Origin of the sequence: Rhizobium rhizogenes NBRC 13257 (assembly GCF_000696095.1) — a bacterium.
Taxonomy (GTDB): domain Bacteria; phylum Pseudomonadota; class Alphaproteobacteria; order Rhizobiales; family Rhizobiaceae; genus Rhizobium; species Rhizobium rhizogenes.
This window is the reverse complement of the sequence record NZ_BAYX01000023.1, coordinates 85,803-106,411: the sequence shown is the minus strand read 5'-3', so window position 1 is coordinate 106,411 and position 20,609 is coordinate 85,803. Positions and strand designations below refer to the sequence as shown.

Annotated in this window: 19 protein-coding genes and 2 pseudogenes; 11 read left to right on the top strand and 10 right to left on the bottom strand. The window is 57.3% G+C overall.

The annotated features are described in order from the left end of the window. The first annotated feature begins 46 nt into the window (after window positions 1-46). A pseudogene (locus tag RRH01S_RS33770) lies at window positions 47-340 on the top strand (acylphosphatase). Between the two features lie 565 nt (window positions 341-905). On the opposite strand, the gene RRH01S_RS30280 reads toward RRH01S_RS33770, so the two are convergent. From RRH01S_RS30280 to RRH01S_RS30260, 5 genes are all read right to left on the bottom strand, one after another. Beyond that, window positions 906-1,490, bottom strand: a complete 585-nt coding sequence (locus tag RRH01S_RS30280; RefSeq protein ID WP_034521458.1) for a hypothetical protein — start codon at window positions 1,488-1,490, stop codon at window positions 906-908. A 32-nt stretch (window positions 1,491-1,522) separates the two neighbouring features. Beyond that, window positions 1,523-2,128, bottom strand: a complete 606-nt coding sequence (locus RRH01S_RS30275) for a hypothetical protein (protein WP_034521460.1) — start codon at window positions 2,126-2,128, stop codon at window positions 1,523-1,525. Window positions 2,129-2,259: 131 nt separating this feature from the next. Further along, window positions 2,260-2,679, bottom strand: coding sequence for a SyrB-like regulator (locus RRH01S_RS30270; RefSeq protein WP_034521462.1), 420 nt, complete (start codon window positions 2,677-2,679; stop codon window positions 2,260-2,262). Between the two features lie 364 nt (window positions 2,680-3,043). After that, window positions 3,044-3,688 (bottom strand): LysE family translocator, encoded by a 645-nt coding sequence (locus RRH01S_RS30265; RefSeq protein ID WP_042476753.1) that lies wholly within the window; start codon window positions 3,686-3,688, stop codon window positions 3,044-3,046. 620 nt (window positions 3,689-4,308) lie between these two features. After that, a complete protein-coding gene (locus tag RRH01S_RS30260) occupies window positions 4,309-5,280 on the bottom strand; it encodes a helix-turn-helix domain-containing protein (RefSeq protein WP_161600018.1) in 972 nt (323 codons plus the stop codon). A gap of 444 nt (window positions 5,281-5,724) precedes the next feature. Between RRH01S_RS30260 and RRH01S_RS30255 the strand changes: the two genes are divergently transcribed. After that, window positions 5,725-6,933 carry a helix-turn-helix transcriptional regulator gene (locus RRH01S_RS30255; protein ID WP_042476747.1) on the top strand — a complete coding sequence of 403 codons (1,209 nt, stop codon included), beginning with the start codon at window positions 5,725-5,727 and terminating at the stop codon, window positions 6,931-6,933. Between the two features lie 286 nt (window positions 6,934-7,219). On the opposite strand, the gene RRH01S_RS30250 is transcribed toward RRH01S_RS30255, so the two are convergent. The 4 genes from RRH01S_RS30250 to RRH01S_RS30235 all read right to left on the bottom strand — a co-directional run bounded on the left by RRH01S_RS30250 (window position 7,220) and on the right by RRH01S_RS30235 (window position 10,308). After that, a complete protein-coding gene (locus tag RRH01S_RS30250) occupies window positions 7,220-7,867 on the bottom strand; it encodes a hypothetical protein (protein ID WP_015918121.1) in 648 nt (215 codons plus the stop codon). Between the two features lie 170 nt (window positions 7,868-8,037). Beyond that, window positions 8,038-8,328 carry a metal-sensing transcriptional repressor gene (locus tag RRH01S_RS30245; protein WP_015918122.1) on the bottom strand — a complete coding sequence of 97 codons (291 nt, stop codon included), beginning with the start codon at window positions 8,326-8,328 and terminating at the stop codon, window positions 8,038-8,040. Between the two features lie 144 nt (window positions 8,329-8,472). Then, window positions 8,473-9,672: a nickel/cobalt efflux transporter gene (locus tag RRH01S_RS30240; RefSeq protein ID WP_042476744.1), complete on the bottom strand. Its 1,200-nt coding sequence runs from the start codon at window positions 9,670-9,672 to the stop codon at window positions 8,473-8,475. Between the two features lie 51 nt (window positions 9,673-9,723). Then, entirely contained in the window at window positions 9,724-10,308 is a 585-nt protein-coding gene (locus tag RRH01S_RS30235; protein ID WP_158008425.1) for a GNAT family N-acetyltransferase, read from the bottom strand. Window positions 10,309-10,646: 338 nt separating this feature from the next. Here RRH01S_RS30235 and RRH01S_RS30230 point away from each other — a divergent pair, with 338 nt between their 5' ends. From RRH01S_RS30230 to RRH01S_RS30205, 6 genes are read left to right on the top strand one after another with little or no spacing between them, the layout of a single operon-like run. After that, window positions 10,647-11,591 carry an ABC transporter permease gene (locus RRH01S_RS30230; RefSeq protein WP_042476742.1) on the top strand — a complete coding sequence of 315 codons (945 nt, stop codon included), beginning with the start codon at window positions 10,647-10,649 and terminating at the stop codon, window positions 11,589-11,591. 16 nt (window positions 11,592-11,607) lie between these two features. Next, window positions 11,608-12,462 carry an ABC transporter permease gene (locus RRH01S_RS30225; RefSeq protein WP_165586824.1) on the top strand — a complete coding sequence of 285 codons (855 nt, stop codon included), beginning with the start codon at window positions 11,608-11,610 and terminating at the stop codon, window positions 12,460-12,462. Between the two features lie 20 nt (window positions 12,463-12,482). Then, entirely contained in the window at window positions 12,483-13,184 is a 702-nt protein-coding gene (locus RRH01S_RS30220) for a GntR family transcriptional regulator (protein WP_034521481.1), read from the top strand. Between the two features lie 36 nt (window positions 13,185-13,220). Continuing rightward, a complete protein-coding gene (locus RRH01S_RS30215) occupies window positions 13,221-14,279 on the top strand; it encodes an ABC transporter ATP-binding protein (RefSeq protein ID WP_015918128.1) in 1,059 nt (352 codons plus the stop codon). Then, complete coding sequence (locus tag RRH01S_RS30210) at window positions 14,276-15,310, top strand: ABC transporter ATP-binding protein (protein WP_015918129.1); 1,035 nt, start codon at window positions 14,276-14,278, stop codon at window positions 15,308-15,310. The genes RRH01S_RS30215 and RRH01S_RS30210 overlap by 4 nt, the downstream gene beginning before the upstream one ends. A gap of 49 nt (window positions 15,311-15,359) precedes the next feature. Beyond that, on the top strand, window positions 15,360-16,850 hold the full coding sequence (locus tag RRH01S_RS30205) for an ABC transporter substrate-binding protein (protein ID WP_042476735.1): 1,491 nt from the start codon (window positions 15,360-15,362) through the stop codon (window positions 16,848-16,850). 135 nt (window positions 16,851-16,985) lie between these two features. Here the strand turns inward: RRH01S_RS30205 and RRH01S_RS30200 are convergent, their stop codons facing one another. Continuing rightward, a complete protein-coding gene (locus RRH01S_RS30200; protein WP_015918131.1) occupies window positions 16,986-17,975 on the bottom strand; it encodes an IS5 family transposase in 990 nt (329 codons plus the stop codon). Between the two features lie 208 nt (window positions 17,976-18,183). Between RRH01S_RS30200 and RRH01S_RS30195 the strand changes: the two genes are divergently transcribed. The 3 genes and pseudogenes from RRH01S_RS30195 to RRH01S_RS30185 all read left to right on the top strand — a co-directional run bounded on the left by RRH01S_RS30195 (window position 18,184) and on the right by RRH01S_RS30185 (window position 20,603). After that, window positions 18,184-18,720, top strand: a complete 537-nt coding sequence (locus RRH01S_RS30195; protein ID WP_042476732.1) for an STM3941 family protein — start codon at window positions 18,184-18,186, stop codon at window positions 18,718-18,720. A gap of 62 nt (window positions 18,721-18,782) precedes the next feature. Further along, a pseudogene (locus RRH01S_RS34095) lies at window positions 18,783-19,043 on the top strand (transposase); the annotation flags it as partial. A 201-nt stretch (window positions 19,044-19,244) separates the two neighbouring features. Next, complete coding sequence (locus tag RRH01S_RS30185; protein WP_015918134.1) at window positions 19,245-20,603, top strand: IS110 family RNA-guided transposase; 1,359 nt, start codon at window positions 19,245-19,247, stop codon at window positions 20,601-20,603. Window positions 20,604-20,609 lie beyond the last annotated feature (6 nt).

The following is a 20,609-nucleotide window of genomic DNA, read 5'->3' as shown; positions in this document are numbered from 1 at the left end:
GGCGTTACAGGCTACATCATTGTCTGAGTATCAGACAGGGGTTCCCATGAACGCAACACAATGTGCTTTCCTCGTAAAGATCACTGGTAAGGTTCAAGGTGTCGGCTATCGCGCCTAGACACGAAGCCAAGCGCTGCAGCTTGGCTTGACGGGTTGGGTAAGGAACGAGCCAGATGGATCGGTAACTGCCCTGATTGTCGGCTCTTCGACTGCAATCACATCGATGCTGGAATGGTTCTGGAGCGGTCCCGCCGGCTCTTCGGTGTCTGGCGTGGAGCCGCGACCAACAATTCTCAATGAGCTACCAGGTGACTTCACAATCGCCCACCAACTTCGGTAGTAGCTAGTATGCTTGCATGTGAAAAGCATCCAAGGATGACCCCACTGAGATGAGGCTTAGGCCATTGAAATATATTCGTTTTTTAGAAAATGGCGACCATACAGGCGTCGCCCATGATCCCATTGATTTTCCGATTTTTCTATCAATTTCAAATTGTTGCAGAGAATCTCAACGGGGTCATTGTTCAGAGCCGGTTCACAGCCTGAATCATAGAAGCAACCATCGAACACGGAATACTGCTCATCCTCAGGGCGTGATCAGCCCTGACGGATCCAGGTGAACGGACCGGGAATCCCGTTGGCTTTAGACGCCGATCTTCAGTTTGGCCCCGTTCTCCTGAGCCCGTGCCTGTCGAAAGCGGGAAATGGCGCACCCGCTATGCACGGCGACCGAATGTGAGGTTGTACAGGCCCGCGAACGGGCCCGTAATTGCTATGGGCTCAGACCGTGGATCCGCCGACAAAGGAGAAATTCGATGCCACTTGAATGACCATTGACAAAAATCCTGATGTGTTGGGATTCGAACCGTCAATATGTAAGTCGGACGACCAATTTGGAAGAGATCTCAAATGCCGCCAAACCGCTCAAGCATCTTTCGAAGCTGAACGTTCTGTTGACGCAGATGTTCTGCCAGCAAGCCCTGCAGCCGTCGATTCTCCTCCTCGAGTGCGACTAACTCATCGGAAGGTATTTCGCCATGAGTGGCGGCTGATCGCACGAGGGCGGCACTTTTCACACCGCTGGCACGATGAACGACACCCGCTTCGCGACGGCGCCGCGATGTTCTCGGGTGTCCCAGCTCGGGAAGGTTCTCTTTCGATTCCGAAACCGGACTGAACGCTGCAACATCGTTTTGCTGCGGCGGATAGCTTTGTTCCGTCTCGGCCAATGAAGCCGAAATCCTTTTGTCGTTGACGGTCTCGATCCTGTCGTCGCGATGAGTTGTCGGTTCTGAATCCGATGACATCACGCGATCTTGGCCCTCAGTCGGTGAAACCATGTTGGGCTCGAACAGATGCGGCGCTTCTGCTTCCGCCTCACGCGCAAGAGCCTTGAGATCAGTGCTGCCCCAAATTGCATCTTGCTTCATAGTTGACCGCCTGCGCGTCGATTTGAATTCGACGACGAAGGTTCGCTGCTGTGTTTTCATATGTGTCCGATCTTTGCAATTGTCAGGCAAGCTTACGATACGTCGAAGCGCTGAAGCAGCGTCTTAAGCTGAGCATTCTGCAAATGCAGCTTTTGGGCCAATTGCCGTCTCAATTGCCTGATTTCCTCGTCAAGGCTAATGGCCTCATCCAATAAGGTTTCCCGGGGCGACGGGGATTGCGTAGTTTGATCCTTATTTGTGGAACGAGCGCTCTCCGCGTTCACGTTGGTGCGGGCTTTCCTGGCGCGTGCTGGCCGCTTCGTCTGTAGTGTTGGTGGAGACCGTCTGCTTCTTTCATTTTGCGGCACCGATGCAGGTGCCTCAGCGCTCGACTGGCTGGCCTTCTCGCGCACCGGTACCTGGATCTCTTCGACATCGCCCGGCAGCGAGATTGCCGGCGCTGCATCAAGATCGCCTGCCGTTTCGTTTGACGTCGTCGCCACGAAATCAACAGGTGGGGGGTCGTCGTGGTCAGGTCTGTCAGTTGCTTCCGTCGAGTTTAACGGAAGCACCGAAACTTGCTGTGCTTCGCTTTCGATTGCCGTGGTCTTGGCATCATCCTCAATCGAGGCCGCTGGCATTTCTACCGCTCGTCCCCGCGACGTCAGTTCAACAAGAAATTTCCATGGTGATTTCATCGTGCTTCAACCTCGAGCAAACTGCACCACGACGTTGCCGCAGCTCTGGATCTGGGCTCGCGAGACGAGCCCGGGAATGTCTCTCCTACCAAGAATTTAGCGGCCGCAACCGGCCCATTGCTGCTTGGTGATCAGGCAAGCCCGAGCCGCTTGCGCAGGTCGGCATTTTCCGCACGCAGCTTCTCTGCCAGGGTTTTGCGAAGCCGCTTATTCTCTTCTTCAAGCTGAAGAAGATCCGCGAACTCGTCGATTGCTGGGACAGGCGTCGCAGCGACCTTAGTTTTTCTGGGGCCTTTGTTGGGGCCCCTCGTCTTGCGCTGTTTGGCGACTGGCGTTTCAACCGGTGCCGCTGTCGTTTCAGCGGCTTGTTCGCCACGCTTCCGGCGACCCCTCGGCGCCTTCACAGCCTCAGTCGTTGAGGCGGCGACCGTCGTCTCGGCAACTGCCTTTTGACGCCGCGGTGCGCGCTGCTTCTTCGCAGTCGGCGTCTTTGCCGGTGCATCCGTCTCTACAGCCTGGGCAATGGAACCCGTATTGTTTTCGTCAGCCATGAGTTATCTCCCCTGTGCAGCCAAGAGTTCTTTTCGGCTGAGTAGCAGGCGGAGTCAATAAGAGCCCAATGGACAGCTCGCCGTTTCGGAGCACACCGTTCAACATCTACGTTGGAAGATTGGCGGAGGTGAGTTTCACTCGCTCGCCTTGAAGAGATGCAAACTTCCGACCTGGTCATTCCGTTGAACCTATGACCTTTTCGACAAAAGCCGCAAATGGAGGTCTTGATGGGAGTCGAACCGGCGACCATTCGCTCGTCGGCTATCCAAAATCCCGCGCCTTCACCCTGATCGTATGGACCTTTTCCCGCCCCTGAGGCTATGTCGAATTCAACAGCAAAGGATCAAGTCGCACCCTACCGGCTCAGAACTTGGGCGGGAACACTTTCGGAAGAGAAGATAGTAGTGTCGTTATACCGAGAAATAAAAACATGGCTGCAAAGAATAGATCGAACCGATCGAGGTGACGTCCCGAAAGTGATCGCAGCCTGCCATTTGATGCCATCACAGCGATGATGGTAAACCAGCTTGCCGCAATTGTGAAAATCACACCGGCGCAAACAAAGGTCAAGAAGGAGGAGGATGCGACAATGTGGGAAGACGCGAAGAACATTGCGGTGACGGGATTGGCCATCGCCGTGAAGAAAGCCATCCTGAAATAACCCGATGTGGGTTCTGCGGTCGTTGAATGCGTCCACTGCTTCACCACGCGCGTACGGCTCAAGGATTTGACAGAAAGATAAACGAGATAAGTGCCGAAGAATACCGCGCCTAGCCGTTTTGTTGTATCGCTTACGGGCAGAAGACCAGTACTGAGCGTTACTGCGAGATAAAGAAGACATGCGCCGAACGCGACGCCAAGCGCCGCTGCAATCGCATTCATGCGCTGCGAGCGCAGCCCGGCGGCAGAAACGATCATGAAATTCGGTCCGGGGGAAATGGCCAGCAAAAGATAGGACAGGCCGAAGGAAATCAGATGGCCCGCGGGACTTTCGAAACCGTCAAGCATGATGCCATATCCATTCCATGCAACGGTTTGCAACACCTGGGCCTAGCGTGATCGTGTTTGCCAGCCTGGCAGCCCTCATGCCAGGCTGGCAGCACGGTTGCACGCCGATACCTTCAGAAAACGGCGCGCCCGACCGTGATGCGAGCCCCTTGCTAGCCCGCATCCTTTGAAATCGAGGATTTCGCAAAATCGGAGCCGCTCGCCAAGCCGTGGCACGCATCACATTCGCAAGATCCGCCATATCCACCCGCCCCGGTTGCTTCGGCCATACGGGAGAATATTCACCCTAGCCGTGCATTTTATTCCCAACGCTTTCAACCTTTCAAATTTCTTCGGGGTTGGCGTCCGCCATTTGGTGGAGGCTTCACGACTTTCGGATCTCCAGGCGTGTCGAGTTACGCAGAGGTGCCGGAGGAGGAGGCAACCTCAACGTCGGAGCATCCAAAATGTATTGACCTTTTCTCGACAAACGAGGCCAGCGCGCCAATCATGGGAGCAAGAGGAATTGTGAGGAATGTCTGTGAGGTTTTCACTTTCGCTCACGACCGGCGCGCCGGTCCCGTTGCCGATTTGAACCGGAAACAGGGCCTCGGATCATTGCCCGCCGCCAAGATCCAGACTTAGCCGTGTGGCAGCGCGGCTACCACTCTTCGATATTCCGCAGGGGGTAACCCATAGGCAATTCGGTACGCCCGATAAAATGTTGCTAGGTTCGTAAAGCCGCACTCAAGTGCAAGCTCCAGAATAGTGACGTGGCTGAAACCGGGAGAGCGTAACCGCGACCGCGCCACCTCGAGACGACAACGGAGGATATGCCTCGAAACGGTATCACCGGTCACTTCGAAGAGACGATGAAGATGGCGAATGGAGATGCCAAGTGCCCTTGCTACTAGCATCGGCGAAAGGCGTGGATCAACGGCATTGCGCGCAATAAACTCCTTGGCAAGGCGGAGTTGGGCCGTCTGCAGTGCCTGCCGCGGATCGTAGTCCCGTGCGACCCGACCGTGTGCCACGGCAGCGAGGCTCGCCAGGGCATTGAGCGACGCCGTCTGCTCCTCCGGCGCGAGATAGGGCACCTCAGTCACGAACGCATCGAAGTAGGCGAGCAGCAAAGCGCCTATACCTCTGGGGGCAGACACGACCGTTGTTGCGATATCATCCGCATTGGCGAGTGCCGGGCGCAGTAGCTCCCGCGGCACTTTCAGTACGTAGTGGTGAAATGGCCTGGCACGGGTTGGACCGGTGGTGAAAGCGCGATCGGCATCGCCTAGCGCCAATGATCCGAACCCGCTGATGAACCCTGGCTGGTAGTCGAAGTCGAACCACGCCTCAGCCTGTTGCCGATAAATAAAGACGTAATCCCGGCTGCCTTGAGCGATATCCTTGCGCGAGCGGCCCGTGTCGTGGTGCTCGGCCTTTATCTCCATAAGAGCGGACTCGCCGAGTTGCCAGGCGCTGATCTGTCCCTTGAATGTCGCACGTCTATTGCGTTGCAGTTCAGGCGACATCGGGTCGAAAGCAGCGCAAATCGAGTCCCGCCAATAATCAAACCGTTCTGCTGGTGCGACATCGTCTGTCGACCAGGTCATCATGCTCGTTTGACTTGCTGATGCGGTTGACATGTGGCTCTGCGCCCCAATTCAACCCAGCGTAACAAAGAGTGGTTCTGATCGCATGCGCGCGGGTGATCACAAATTCGTGATGTGGCGCGGAATAAGAAATCCCGACCGAGAAAGAGAAGACGAGAACTACACGGTAGAGCAGTATTCCGTGTAGCTTATCACACGCCGAAGGCATTCAGTGGCGCATACTCCGAAGGGCAGCGGCATGTGTGTATTGAAAATCCCAACCTCAGGGTTCGCGGACTGGCCGAGCCGCGCCGTCCCACACGCTAGCGGCCAATCTCGGCGTTGCCGGAGGCAGTGTTACGGACGTTCACCGGGGTACGCGGGTCGATCGTCGCAAAGAGCTGAATGGAAGGCTCGGAATCATCTTACGGCATGCAACCCATATAGCTGATCAGCGCGAGGGAAGTTATGGTAAAAGCGAAAAATGGCACCCTTCCTTCCTCGGCCGAGCGGATCTCCGACCTCATTGGAGCAGTCTATGACTGTGTGCTCGAGCCCGACAAATGGCAGGCCACCATCGATGCGATCCGAACGGAGCTGAACTTTTGCTACGCCATTTTAGGCGTTTATCCCTTGCCAACGGGAAGTGTTCTGCTGGGTGTTGCCTCAGGTATCGATCCTGCCTGGCTGGTTCGGCTTCCGGCATACGGCGACGACATTGTGGAAACCTGGGGCGGAGATGAGCGCATAAGTCAATTTCCGCTTGAGGAGCCCATCGTTCAATCTCAGGCCGTAACAGACGTTGCTTTGCGGGCCAGTCGCTTCTTTACAGAATGGGTCCGGCCTCAGGGCGTTATGGATGCTGTGGCGATTGGTCTGGAGCGCAACTCCCGCATGGTCTCCACCCTGTCATTTGGCAGGCATGACCAAGCAGGCGCAGTGACGGATATTGAACTTGCAGGCCTACGGCTGATCGCTCCGCATATTCGAAGGGCGTTGGCGATCAGTCAAGCGCTGGAAATTCAAACGATAAAGGCATCCCAATTCACTGCGACATTGGAGGCATTTTCGGTCGGTGTCGTGATCGTTGACGAGGATGCAACTGTCATCCACACAAATGCGGCCGCTCAGGCGATGCTAGAGGCAAGCGATCCAATCTTCGTGCGCGCTGGCAGGATTGGCATACCGGCCGCCGCCGCCGCCGCAACTCTCAAATCTGCTGTTATGCAAGCTGCACGCAACGAGACGGAGCTTGGAAAGCGAGGAGGGGTTGGCATTCCTGCGCCTCGGCGAGACGGAGCACCATGTATTGTGCACGTATTTCCTCTGCGCCGCCGCGAAAGCCGTTTTGACCTTGTTCCACGCGCGGCCGCGGCGCTATTTATTGCCGATGCCGCTACGCCACCGCAGCTTCCGGCCGATGCACTTGCCTTGCTCTACGGCCTCACTCCAGCCGAAACACGCGTCTTCGAAATGATCGTGGCGGGTGGAACTCAAAGTGACATTGCCAAAAAACTGGGGCTCGCCGTCAGCACGATCAAAACACATCTTCTTCGCGTTTTTGAAAAAGCGGGCTGCAAGCGCCAGGCCGACCTTGTGAGGTTGGCATCGTCACTTTCCGTACCGACTAGAGCGAATCTTGAGGCCACGGATCTCCTCCCTATTAGGGAGTCATAGATCGTTGCTTTCATATCTCTGAAACGCCTCCTTATTCGACCCGACGCCCGCTCTGTAAAGATCGGCATCTGCCGAACGTCCAGACAGAGCGGCTGCAGTTCGGCAAGCTATCCATGCACGAGGAATTTGCCGACAGGGTGGCTCCTATCGTCGCACACTACCTCGCATCGATCTGAGGCCGTAGCAGGATCGCGCCAGCCAGAGGAACCGGGATTGCGATCACTCGGATCGCGATCCCGGCCTTGCTACGGAACGATGGACATCAAATTGACGCCCGATCGATTCTTCAATTCGCCAGGAAAATCGGGATACTGCGAACGACTTCGCCGCCATCCTTCGCGATGGAAATACGGGCATAGACCGCATCCTTGATCTTACCTTCGACGATCAAGGTTTTCCCGTTGCCAGGATCTTCAGTCTTGAGGTTGCGGATCTGATAATCCTCAGCCTTTGGACCGATGGCCTGCACGACGACAGCTTCGACGGCGAGCGGTTCGATCGGCGTCGCGTCCTTGAGGAAGAGGAGTTCCCATGTGGTGGCATCGACAGGCTTGATCTCCACCTGCAGGCTCCCGTCGAAAGCTGCTAGAGATCCGCCGTTCGGCCCCATGACGGCTTCGATCGGAGCCGCGCCAGGCAGGAATGCTTCGCGGGTATGGAAATGGGTTCCATGCCAGACACGGACGCGGACGCGATAGGCACCATCGACCTGACCGCTTGCGACGACCGTGGATCCACTCGGGCCAGCCGCGATCGCAAGTGGATGGATCTTGCCGGAAACGTCGATGGCATCCGCCTCGATCTCGTTCAGCGGCGGCGCTTGGTAGTCGGCTACACCCGCCTCACTGAACGTGATCTCCCACTTGTCGGAGGTCTTGCCAACTATATCGACCATTTGGCCGTGGCCCATATGGATGGAAGGCTGTTCAGACATCGTATGCTTTCCTTTCAAGGTTATGCCGACGGGCGGCGGTTCAATGGGATCGGCGATAGGCCGGAATAAAACCTATCCCCACGGATAGGATGATCATGCATATTTGAAAATCAAGAATGATCGGCGCAGCGTCCACACGTCATCGCTCACTCAAAAATGCAAATAGGAGACTAAAGGTATTTGGTGATCGACTTGAATTCGTCGATCGACTTGCGCTCTTTGCGTGAAAGAGAACTGACGACATCTTCCAGGCAGTGATCGAGATGATCCTGAATCAGCGTCTTTTTGGCCTGCGTAATGGCCTTCTCGACCGCGGAAAGCTGCTGCGCGATATCGACGCAATCCCGGCCGTTTTCAATCATCTGCACGACGCTCCGAAGGTGGCCCTCGGCACGCTTCAATCGCTTGGCGATTGCTTCATGATGATGATGGATGGTGTGGCCATCGTCGGATTCGGTCATGTCTTTTCGTAGTCCATGGTCCGATGTTTGGTCAAGCGGCGAGTTCAAGCTCTTTATCGATGCAAGCGCGGCAGTCATGAGTGTTTCTCCTATTTTTATCATTGTCGCGAACCCAGCCTGAACCGCGCCACAAAGCCCTGCTCGTCACCGAACAGCGGCCACGACCTTACCCTCGATGTCCACAAGCCCGGCGGCGTTCTCTGCCGGCTCATGATGCGGGTTCATGATGCCGTTGACGCCGTGGTAGCCCATGTAGAGACCGACAAGTATGATAACGGCGCTCGAAAAATAGGGCGCTCGCGCGGCAGCAGTCGAAAGCCAGGAGAACTTCTGTGTCGCCTTGCGCACACCGATTGCTGCGGCGGCTCCTACCACGACCAGTGTAATGGCAAGACCGATCGAGAAGCAGAGCACAAGGACGGCCCCAAGCGAAATCTCTTTCAGTTGCAGGCACAGAAGCAGGACGGTGATGGCCGCCGGGCATGGGATAAGTCCGCCGGTCAGACCGAAGAGGATAATCTGCCCCGTCGTCACCTGACGATTGGCGAAGCGCTTGCGGATGTCGTTGGCATGCGAGAGTGCATGCGCGTCCTGATAGCCCTCGGTCGCAAGATTGATGCCACCGCCCTGCGTCTTGGTAGTCTCTGCTCCCTGAAGGAACGAGACGTCGTAGTCGTGCTCATGGTCGCCATGATCGAGGCTGAGACGGGCCATGAAATCGTAAGGTTCGGCGATGGTCTCGACGGATTCGATGTAACCGTCGCGATCTATGAAGGTAAATTTCTGCTTCGTGCCATCCGGCCGTTCAGTCGAAAGAGTGACGTACTCGGCAGTCCAGTTGTCGCCGCTTACGACCTTCAAGCGCCAGAAGGCTGGCTTGTCGGGCGTGATCTCCATCGACATGAAGCCATGGCCGGTATCAACGCACTGCGCCGGGATCGCCTTGTCACGGGTCTTCTCCCATTCGGCGACATCGCGCTCATATTGTTTGGCGGAACGCTGTTCCCGCAATGTCTGACGAAACATCCAGGCAGCAACGCCGATAATAATCACAGCCGAAACGAGCTGGAAATATGGCTCGGCCGTTTCGGCATCGAGACCGGAGAAAAGGTACATGCCACCGAGCGCGATCGCCCAGACGACCATGGTATGGGAGAAGGTCGCAGCCAGGCCCAACATAACCGACTGGGCGACGGTGCCGCGCACGGCAACGATGAAGGCAGCCATCATCGTCTTGGAATGACCCGGCTCCAGCCCATGAAGAGCACCGAGCAGGATGGCGCTTGGGATAAAGAGCCAGGCGGCTCCGCCGCCCTGGGCGATCAATGAACTAAAGGATTCCATAAGCTTCTCCAGTCTTTGGTTCGAATTTCGTCGATGAATGATTGTGAAGCGCTAGGCGGTTGTCGCCTGCAGCAGATGGTGGGTCAGAGGCTTGTCGAAATGGATGGTTTCACCGTCGTCGGCGATGGCGACGTAGCCTCTGGATTTCCAGAAGCCGACGGTGGCCGAAGCATGGGAGCTGGCGTGCAGATACATACGCTCATAGCCCCTGCTCAGCGCCTCATTCTCGCAAAGGGCGGCGAGCTTCTTTCCCAGCCCGCGGCCCCGCATGTCCTTTCGCACATACTGCCGCCAGAGCGAGGCGATGCCGGTGCCATCCCCATAAAGATCGGAAAACAGCATGGCGCAATTGGGCTTCCAGCCCAGGTGCCGGATACCGGTCGTTGCGACGATCTCGCCATTCCGGTTCTCGACGATCCAGAAAGCACCGCGATGAAGGCTGCTGAAATGATTGCCGGCAGGCGGCAGGAGAAGGGAATCGAGATCGCCATGCCAATCCGGGCGATAGTCGAACCCATAGAACTCCTTGATAACATCAAGGCAGAATTGCCGCGCTTGGGCACCCTTGCCTCCGGAGCCAGCGAGAAGAGAGAGACGGAAATCAGGTGAGAATTCAAGATCAGTCGCGTCAGTCATTTCAGTACCCATGAGAGATGGAAGGGCGAATACGCTGTCGTTCCTAGCATCCTATATCCTCTCTAGGGGGATAGGATCAAGTCATTTTCTGCTTCACGCCAACATTTCTATTGTTGACAATCATACGAAGGTGAATCCATGATGATATGCCATCCAGGGGGATAGCATAAGAAGGCTGCTTAGATGGAAAACTCCGCAACAGGCCTCACTCATTTCTCGCCCGATACCGCCGGTCCGATGCCCGGCGATCTGAGGTCATGGGGACAAGCCTTGATCCGCCTCCATGCGGATCGCCCATCGCGTGACCCGTTAAGATAATTGGAGGCGAGATAAGGAAGATGACGAAAACCCTGCTTCAGCGTCTTGCTTTCCTCTGCGCCACCTCACTCGCGGTCTCCATTCTTGCTTTTCTCGTTCCGTATATGAGCGGCGGAGATCCCGTTCGTACCATCCTGCAATCGCGGGTCGGCGATCTCGCAGTCGATCAGGACGCCGTCGCGGCATTGCGCATCAGGCTTGGCCTGGACAGGCCTCTCTACGAACAATACGGAATTTGGTTGGCCGATGCCGTGCATGGCGACCTTGGCGTCTCCTTTGCCAACAAGATGCCGGTGGCAAACGAGGTTGCCCGCGCACTTGGCGTCTCCGCCACGTTGGCGGCCGTTTCGCTGGCCTTCGCGCTGTTCGTGGCCTTTCCTCTTGGCACGCTCAGCGCCATGCGGCCGGGCGGGCGTTTCGATACTGTCGCAACCTTTGTCACCCAGACCTTCGTTGCCGTCCCAGAATATTGGATGGCACCGATGGCGATCCTGCTGTGTTCCCTTCATCTCGGGCTCCTTCCCTCGGCCGGGTGGCGCGGATGGTCGTGCGTGATCATGCCGGCAGTCGTGCTGTCCCTCCGCCCCATGGCCTATTTCACGCGGGTTACCCGCGCTGCCATGATCGACGTGCTCGGCGCGCCCTACATCACGGCTGCATTGTCGCGCGGGCTCAATATGCGCCAGACGGTCGTCCATCACGGCGCGCGAAACGGCATCATGCCGGTGCTCACCCTCTTCGCGATGTGGCTGGCCGGACTCCTTGGTGGCTCCGTGGTGGTGGAGGTGATCTTCTCCATCCCCGGCATGGGTCGTCTGCTTTACGAGGCGGTGATCAACAAGGACATTCCGATGTTGCAAGGCGGCTTCGTCTGCATCGTCGTACTGTCCATTGTCATCACCACGGTCACCGACGTCATCCATATGTTCATCAACCCCGCCGTGAGGGTCGGTCATGCCCACTAGCTTTAGTCCCGCGCTCATGTTTCGGTGGTCGGAAAGCCGGATAAGACCCAGGCTGACAGCGCTTCGCTTTCTACGGGGCCGTCATTGGACACTGGTCGCGGGAACCACAATGTTCTGCGTGATCGCGACGCTTCTTGTTCTGGGGCCATGGATCGCGCCCCACGATCCAGCAACACAGAGCCTTTTGAAACGACTGAAGCCACCGAGCACAACCTATTGGCTCGGCACCGACGAACTTGGACGAGATCTCCTCAGTCGGATTCTCACCGGCGGTCAATTTGCCGTCGCGATCTCGGCGGTAACGCTTTTCCTATGTGTGACGATTGGTATGACGGTGGGCATGATCAGCGCCAGGGTTGGAGGGTGGCTGGACGAGCTTCTCATGCGGATCGTCGATCTGCTCCTGTCCTTCCCGGATGTCATCATTGCCATGTTTATGGTGGCGATTTTCGGAGCCGGTTATACGACGCTGATCATCTCGCTCACGGTCATTGGATGGGCTCCGTTTGCCCGCCTCGCCCGCAGTCTATCCCTGGTCATCAATACCCGTGATTATATCGCCGCAGCGGAAGTGCTCGGCTGCCGGCCGAGTTTCATCCTGGTTCGGCATGTCCTTCCGAACGTCTTCCGGCCGATCGCCGCAATCACCTTTCTGCGCTTCGGCCACAAGCTGATTACGGTCGGCGGACTGTCCTATCTGGGTCTTGGCGTCCAACCACCTCATGCCGACTGGGCACTGATGATGGCGTCTGCCCAGAACTATTTCGACCGAGTGCCTCTTCTCGTTATCGCCCCAGGGCTTGCAATTTTTCTGACCGCTCTTTCCGTCACATGGATTGGTCAGGGCTTGGAAAGGCACAAGAAATCATGACGAAATCCAAGGAGCCTCATATGGCGAAATCAAAAAGTAGTGACGTCAAGTTGCCTCGTTACAGCCTGGCAGCCCAAGTCGCTGAACAGGTTCGCAATGGCGTCCTCGATGGGACGTTTCCATTGGGATCGCAGTTGAACGAGGCAGACCTTGCCGAGCGCTTCGGCGTCAGTCGCGGACCCGTTCGCGAGGCTCTTGCGCGCCTGGTGCAGGAAGGCCTCGCCAACAGCCTTCCACATCGTGGTGTCTTCGTGCCGGACCTGACGGAGAGCGATGTCATCGACATCTATCTGGTGCGCCAGCCGCTGGAGCTCACCGCCATGGAAAAAGTCATGGCAAGACAAGAACGGCGAATGCCGCTGCACAAGGAGCTCAGCGCAATTGCCAACCGCATGGAGCGCGCCCGCATGAGCCGGAACTGGCCGCTCATCGCGGAACTCGACATGCAGTTTCATCGCACGTTGGTGGAGGCTGCAGAGAGCCCTCGGCTATCGCGCGTCTATGCCACCGTGCAGGCCGAAACGAAGCTCTGCCTGCACAAGCTGATGGGCGGCTACAGCGGCAACGACGCGCTTGTCCGGGAGCATCAGTTGCTGGCCGACCTCATGCTCTCCGGTACGCTCGAGGCGGCGCTTGCCGAGTTGCGCCGGCACTTCGGGAACCCCGTCGAAACGATGCGCAAGGCAATTCAGGCAAGGAAGGACGTCGCTTCAGCCGCATAAGTCCGCAGTTCTCAATCATAAAAAGGGGAAAATTGCATGACATGCCAGACCTGCGACAACAATGCTCCTGCGATGGGCGAGAGACATCCCATTCTTTCTGTGCGCGATCTGACGGTGCGGTTCGCCGGCGTTGACCAACCGATCCTGGATCGTGTCAGTTTCGATGTCGGCAAGGGAGAGGTAGTCGCGCTCGTCGGAGAATCGGGTTCCGGTAAGAGCGTGACAGCGCTCTCCATCATGCGGCTGTTGCCTCCAGGCGCGACGGTCAGTGCGACTGCCATCGATTTCTCCGGACAGGACTTGCTAAACCTGTCGGCCAGTGAGTTCGATCATCTCAGAGGCGGGCGCCTGTCCATGCTGTTCCAGCAACCTCAAGCCATGCTCGATCCCACATCCAGGGTGGGCGTGCAGGTTGGAGAGCCGCTCCACTACCACAATGGCATCCACGGACGCGAGAACCGCCGCCAGGTCGTGGAACTGCTCGCTGAAGTCGGAATTCCCGATCCGTCGGCACGAGCCGATTGCTATTCCTTCGAACTCTCCGGCGGCATGGCCCAGAGGGTGATGATGGCAGCGGCGCTCAGTGCCAGTCCCGAACTCTTGATTGCCGACGAACCGACGACCGCCCTCGATGTCACCGTTCAAGCGCAGATCCTGCGGCTTCTCGATGCCGAGCGGCGGCGGCGGCGACTTGCCGTGCTGCTGATCACCCACGATCTTTCTGTCGTGTCAGCGGTGGCAGATCGTATTATCGTCATGTATGCCGGGCGCATCGTTGAGGAAGGACCGGCAGCACGAGTCCTGAAGCAACCGTCCCATCCCTATACGCAGGCGCTCATCCGCTGCTCTCTTTTTCAGACCGACGCGCAGGGAAAGCTTTTCTCCCTCCCCCATGGTGCCGTCCATGCGCGGGATCTCACGGCGGGCTGCCGCTTCCATCCCCGTTGCCCTGTGGCACAGGCACACGGCTGTCTCGATCATTGCGTCATCGAGGAGCCACATCTTTGCGAAACCGGCACCGACTGCGGCTGCAAGGCCCGTTGCTGGGCAACCAGCAGCGAGCACCACGATGTCTGCGAAGGGGTTCCAGTATGAAGCCGCGTGTCGCTGACTCCGACTTTGTCATCGTCGAAGGATTAACGAAGCACTATCTCTTGTCCGGCAGGCGGCTGGTCCGCTCCGTCGATAGTGTCAGCTTCTCGATCCGCCATGGCGAGGTCCTTGGTCTTGTCGGAGAATCTGGCTGTGGCAAGAGCACGATTGCCCGCTTGCTCATGCGCCTGACACCACCAACGTCCGGACGGGTGAAGGTCGATGGGCGTGACGTCCTGGCATTACAAGGCGAAGAACTCCGCAAGATGCGCCGCACCATGCAGCTTGTCTTCCAGGATCCCTATTCGGCGCTCGACCCATCCATGACGATCGGCCAGAGCATGATCGCGCCGCTGATGCAGCATGCTCTCCATATGCCTGGGGATTGCAAGGCCAAGGTCCTGGACATGCTGCGCGAGGTTGGTCTTACGGATGCGTTCTACGACCGCTATCCCCATCAATGCTCCGGCGGGCAGTTGCAACGCGTCGGTATCGGGCGAGCGCTGCTTCTGCGTCCGGAATTTCTGGTTTGCGACGAGCCGACCTCGGCATTGGACTCCTCCATGCGCACGCAGATCCTAAACCTCCTGTCGGAACTAAGGATTCGGCTGCGCCTCACAATATTGATGATCACGCATGATTTGCGACTCGTGTCGCGCTTCTGCGATCGCATCGCAGTGATGTATCTCGGCCAGATCGTCGAGATAGCGCCCGCGGCGGACCTCTTCGCCAATCCGCAGCATCCCTATACACGGGCCTTGATCTCCTCCTCTCTGCTCGACGAGCACGGGCTGGAGGAGACGATCGACACTTTGCAAGGCGAGCCACCGAGCCCGCTCAATCCGCCGAGCGGATGCCGCTTGCGCACGCGATGCGCCCATGCCGACAACCGATGCGCTCAGGCGGAACCCATGCTGCGCAGCATCGTGGAAGACGAAGGCACGCGACACTTCGTGCGCTGCCACCATTTCGAACGGATCGCGGCACCTCGCGGCGCACAGAACGCTAACGCTCCGGCGATGGAGGCCGGCTAAGCTGAGCCGCTTTACTCTTTATTCCAAAACAAAAAAGGGGAACGTAAGCATGAAGCTTTTCAATAGGATTTCCGCATTGTCGCTGTTCTTTGCGGCAACGGCGGCCCAAGCCCAACCGGTTGTCGTCGCCGATTTCTGGAGTATCAGGAACAATTGGGCAATGAATTCCGACGACGTTTATGTCGGCACGGTGGCCGGCTGCTACGAAGGCCTGGCCCGCGTGAACTACGACGGTAAGCTGGAGCCGTGGCTCGCCACGTCCTTCAGCCATGTGGAGCCGAATGTCTGGGAGATCATGTTGAGACAGGGCGTCACTTTCCAGGACGGCACGCAGTTCGACGCCGATGCCGTCGCCTTCTCGCTCACCAGTCTCTTACATGGAGAAGTCGCGGCCCGCGCCTTTCCGCCGAAGATCTTCAAGTCCGTGGAAGCCGTCGGAAAGGACAAGGTGCGCATAACGACCGCCCAGCCGCTTGCCATGCTACCTGCCTATCTGGCCGCGCCGGCCACCAGCATCCTTTCCAAGGCCGCCTATAAACCGAACGGTGCCATCGACCCAATCAGCCATTGCACAGGGCCATACACGATCGTCGCCGTCGATCAGGCCCAGGGCCTCAAGGTGAAGGCGAACCCGACCTATTGGGGCAAGAAGCCCGCGGTCGATGAAGGTGAAGTGCGCTTCGTCCTCGACGCCAATACCCGCGCAGTCCAGGCTCGTTCGGGCGAAGCGGACATCTCACGCCTCGTGCCGGCTACCAGCGTCAAACAGGTCAACGATTCCGGCGTTGCCAAGATATCGGAGGCCGCCACGCCGCGCACGACCATGCTCGTCATCAACAACAAGAAGAAACCCTTCGACGACGTGCGCGTGCGAAAGGCCATTCAGGCGGCAATCGACAATCAGGCGATCTCCGAGGCTCTGTTCGAGGGACTGATGCCACCGGCCAACGATGTGTTCCGCCCGACAGACGCCTGGGCGCCTAAGGATCAGAAGCCGAGCTACAATCCCGATCTTGCCAAATCGCTGCTTGCCGAAGCCGGTATCGCTCCCGGCAGCCTCAAGGTAGAGATCATCGCCTATGTCGAGAGAGCCGAATTCAAGGATATCGCCGCCGCCGTTCAGCAGATGCTGGCGGACGTCGGCATCCAGAGCACGATCAAGGCCGCGCAGTATAACGCTATCGAGCCAGATCTTCTCAGCGGCAATTTCGATCTCGCTTTCCTGTCGCGCAACTATCTGACCGACGTCCTGGATCCGGCGGGATTCCTGTCTTCTGACTTCTCCTGCGAAGGCGGATACAATCTGGCGCACTACTGCTCGCCCGAAGTTGATGACCTGATCAAGGAAGCACGCGCCAACGACAACGATGAGCAGCGTTACGCGCTCTACAGCAAGATCGCCCAGAAGCTGCAGAATGACGCCGCGGTTGTCGATATCGTCCACGTCAACACATTCGATGCAATCAGCGATCGTATCCAGGGCTTTCGGCCGCACCCGTTGAACAATTATTACCTCACTCCGGAACTGTCAGCAAAGTGACGAAAGGGTGTCGCCGGCCATCGGCGGCACCTCCCCGACAACCCGGAAGGGCAAGGGAATGAAACTAGACCGCATCGACATAGCCTTGGTGCATCGATCGCGGCGTGGACGGATTCCGATCTTCGATGTTGTTGGCTATGCTGTGGCGGCGCAGTAGCGGACAGATTTCGGGCGTGCGCACGCCAACATGCGATTGAGAGCCGCGCAGCCCAGACCAACCTCTGTCTGTTGCGCTGCGAATGATCGTGCCCTCAGCCGCCTTCCAATGATCGACTTGTATCTACCGATAGCGGTCTCAACGAGGGACCGCTTGCCGTAACCGGTGGCGGCCTGCCAATTCATCCGACCGTCATTGTTGACTGTCGCGATATGCCGGTCCCGCTGGCTGGGAGGTTCCGTATCGGCTCGCTCGACCGCGTTGGCGCGCGGCGGAATGATCACGACAGCACCGGCGCTGTGTTTGTTGACGGCGGCATAAGTCGGCTTGCCGTCATACGCACCATCGGCTGTGAACTGGCTGATTGAGGTGTCGATCTGATCGAGCAGCACCTCCACCTGCGAGGCATCGCCGGTCTCCCGGTCAGTCAGGGCGTGCGCAATGATCTCACCGCTATCGGCATCCAGCGCCAGATGCAGTTTTCGCCAGCTCCGCCGCGATCTGGCGCCGTGCTTTTCCTCCGACCACTGGCCAGCACCGTAGACTTCAAGCCCTGTGCTGTCGATAAGGACGTGCACAGGTCCTTCTGCTGAAATGGAACGGCCTTGTCGGCGATCAGCCAAGCGCCACATGCTTGCCCGGCGGCTCAGTGTCGTGTGATCGGGTACCGCGAGATCCAGCTCCATCAGCTGCAGCACCGATGCCAGCAAGCCCTCGGTTTGGCGCAGTCGCAGGCCAAACACCAAGCCCAGCGTCAGAGCGGTCTCGATCGCCAGATCGGAATAGCACGGCTGGCCACCTCGGGTCACCCGCTTCGGCGCTTGCCAAGACGACAACGCTTCCCCAGCCACCCACAGCGTCAGGCTGCCGCGTCGGCGAAGGCGTGCCTCATATTCCCGCCAATTGGTCACCTTGAGCTTCATCTTGCCGATGCGATGGCGGCGGGCAGCGTTATGTTTGAAAGGCATGAAAATGAACAGCCGACTATTTCTATCGCCGTTCCACTACAGCACCACCGCTAACGATCCGTGCACCAGCGCCCTTGTCGGACAGAGGTCGAGTTTCTAAAAAGGGGCTCTGCCGCGGAAACGATCACCTTAAGGCGAGCCCGTCCGGCTAATGTTAGGGCTTCTTAAGTTTCGTTGATCCAGGATACGTCCAACATAGGGGGATTTTATGAATCAAGAGTTCTTTGTAGCGAAACAAAATAAGGTAAAATTACTGCTCTCTACAATATTTCTCATTACGATCTCTGCAATTGCGTTTTATTATCTCCACAGAGGGCCGGACCAAAGCAGCCTGCGGATCGTGCTCAGGGAAGGCTATATATTTTATCCTATATTCGGATTTGGGCTTGTGCTTCTTCTAGCGCTCTCCGTTGGAGGTCTCTATCGGCTCATCTTGGGTGCAAAAGGTTTGACGGTCAATCATGAGGGCATCGACTTAAATGGTTCATTGCTGGTGAAATGGAACGATATAGCTGCTTTGGAGCATTATGAGGATTTTACGTCCTCGCATCTGACTGGGTACAAAATTATCCTAAAAGATCCGGAAGGCTACTTATCCGCGCACAAACAACATCCACTATACAAAAGGATGGTGGCCAATCAGAAATCCATATCGACGCCTGTGGCGGTCTATACCAATAGTCTGAACATGGATCACGCCAGATTTAATTCCGTTGTAGATCATTTTCTTCGCAAAAATGCCTGACGCGTGAATAGCCCCGAGATTTGTAGACACCTTCTTTCCTAAATTGAGGCAAGAAGAGCATTATGAGTAAGTCGAATTTCAGTGAAGATTTTAAACGCGACGCCGTGCGTCAGATCACCGAGCGAGGCTATCCGGTCGCGGAGGTTTCGCAGCGGCTCGGGGTCAGCCAGCATTCGCTTTACGAGTGGAAGAAGAAGTTTGCCGCGTCGAACGCCAAGGGCAGCGGCGAGGTCGAAGAGATCAAGCGGCTGAAGCATGAACTGGCTCGCGTTACCGAGGAGCGAGACATCCTAAAAAACGGTCACGGGCTTCGGTCCGCCTGTGCGCGGTAGAAACAGGTGTGCTACGCTACCGGCCGGAGGGGAGTTGCCGCCTGCTTATTGGAGGCGATCGATCCCGTTAAAAAACGTGGCACATGGGCTGTTGCGTACTTGAGAGTGGTGACGCGGCATCTGCGGCGATCCCGGTTAGGAAAATGACGAACTTGCGCGGCCCAACCCTCCCAAATCGAAGGAGGAGAAGCCATGCCCAAGACAACAGCATCCGAGAACCTCACCCGCATGAACCCCGGCGCAGCTGCCATCGACATTGGATCCACCATGCATATGGCGGCCGTAAATCCGGAGAGTAACGGCACGCCAATCCGCGCTTTCGGCACCTTCACCCATGACCTGCATGATCTCGCCGCCTGGTTCCGTTGCTGTGGCGTCACGAGCGTGGCGATGGAGTCTACGGGCGTCTATTGGATACCAGCATTCGAGATCCTGGAGCAGCACGGCTTTGAGGTAATCCTCGTGAATGCGCGTTACGCAAAGAACGTCCCCGGTCGGAAGACCGACGTCAACGATGCAGCATGGCTTCGCCAGTTGCACTCTTATGGTCTGTTGCGCGGGAGCTTTCGACCAAACGCACAGGTCGCAACGCTGCGTGCTTATCTGCGTCAGCGAGAACGACTGGTCGAATATGCGGCTGCTCATATCCAGCACATGCAGAAGGCCTTGATGGAGATGAACCTGCAGCTTCATCATGTCGTCTCCGACATCACCGGCGTGACCGGCATGAAGATCATCCGCGCAATTGTGTCCGGCCAGCGCGATCCCGACGTCTTGGCATCGTTGCGTGATGTTCGCTGCCACTCCACTGTCGAAACAATCAGGGCGTCTCTGATCGGCAACAATCGTGATGAGCACGTGTTTGCTCTTTCCCAATCGCTGGAGCTTTACGACTTCTACCAAGTGAAGATGCTCGAGTGCGACCGCAAGCTTGAGGCTGCAATTGCTTCCATGACTACCGAGCTTGAGGCTACGCTTGCACCACTGCCAAAGATCCGGACCAAGACCAAACAGACGAATGCGCCGTCCTTTGATGTCCGCGCCGCATTATACGGCCTTACGGGGACAGACTTGACCCAGATTCACGGCCTCGGCTCCTCACTCGCGCTCAAGCTCATCGGAGAGTGTGGAACGGATCTACGGGCATGGCCGACCGCCAAGCACTTTACATCGTGGCTCTGCCTGGCACCCGGCAACAAGATCTCGGGAGGCAAAGTGCTATCATCGAGAACTCGTCGTTCATCCAGTCGAGCGGCAGCACTGTTGCGATTGGCAGCAACCACCATTGGGCGAAGTGACACTGCCCTCGGTGCGTTTTACCGACGGCTTGCAGGGCGCATCGGTAAGCAGAAGGCAGTGACTGCGACGGCACGTAAGATTGCTGTCCTTTTCTACAATGCGCTGCGATTTGGAATGGTCTATCGCGATCCAGGTGCTGCTGCATACGATGAACGGCATCGTGGCCGCGTCATCGCAAACCTCCAGCGTCGCGCCCGGTCTATGGGCTACGAGCTGACGCCGATGGTATGTGCTAAGGAATGTGTTTCTTAGGAAAGC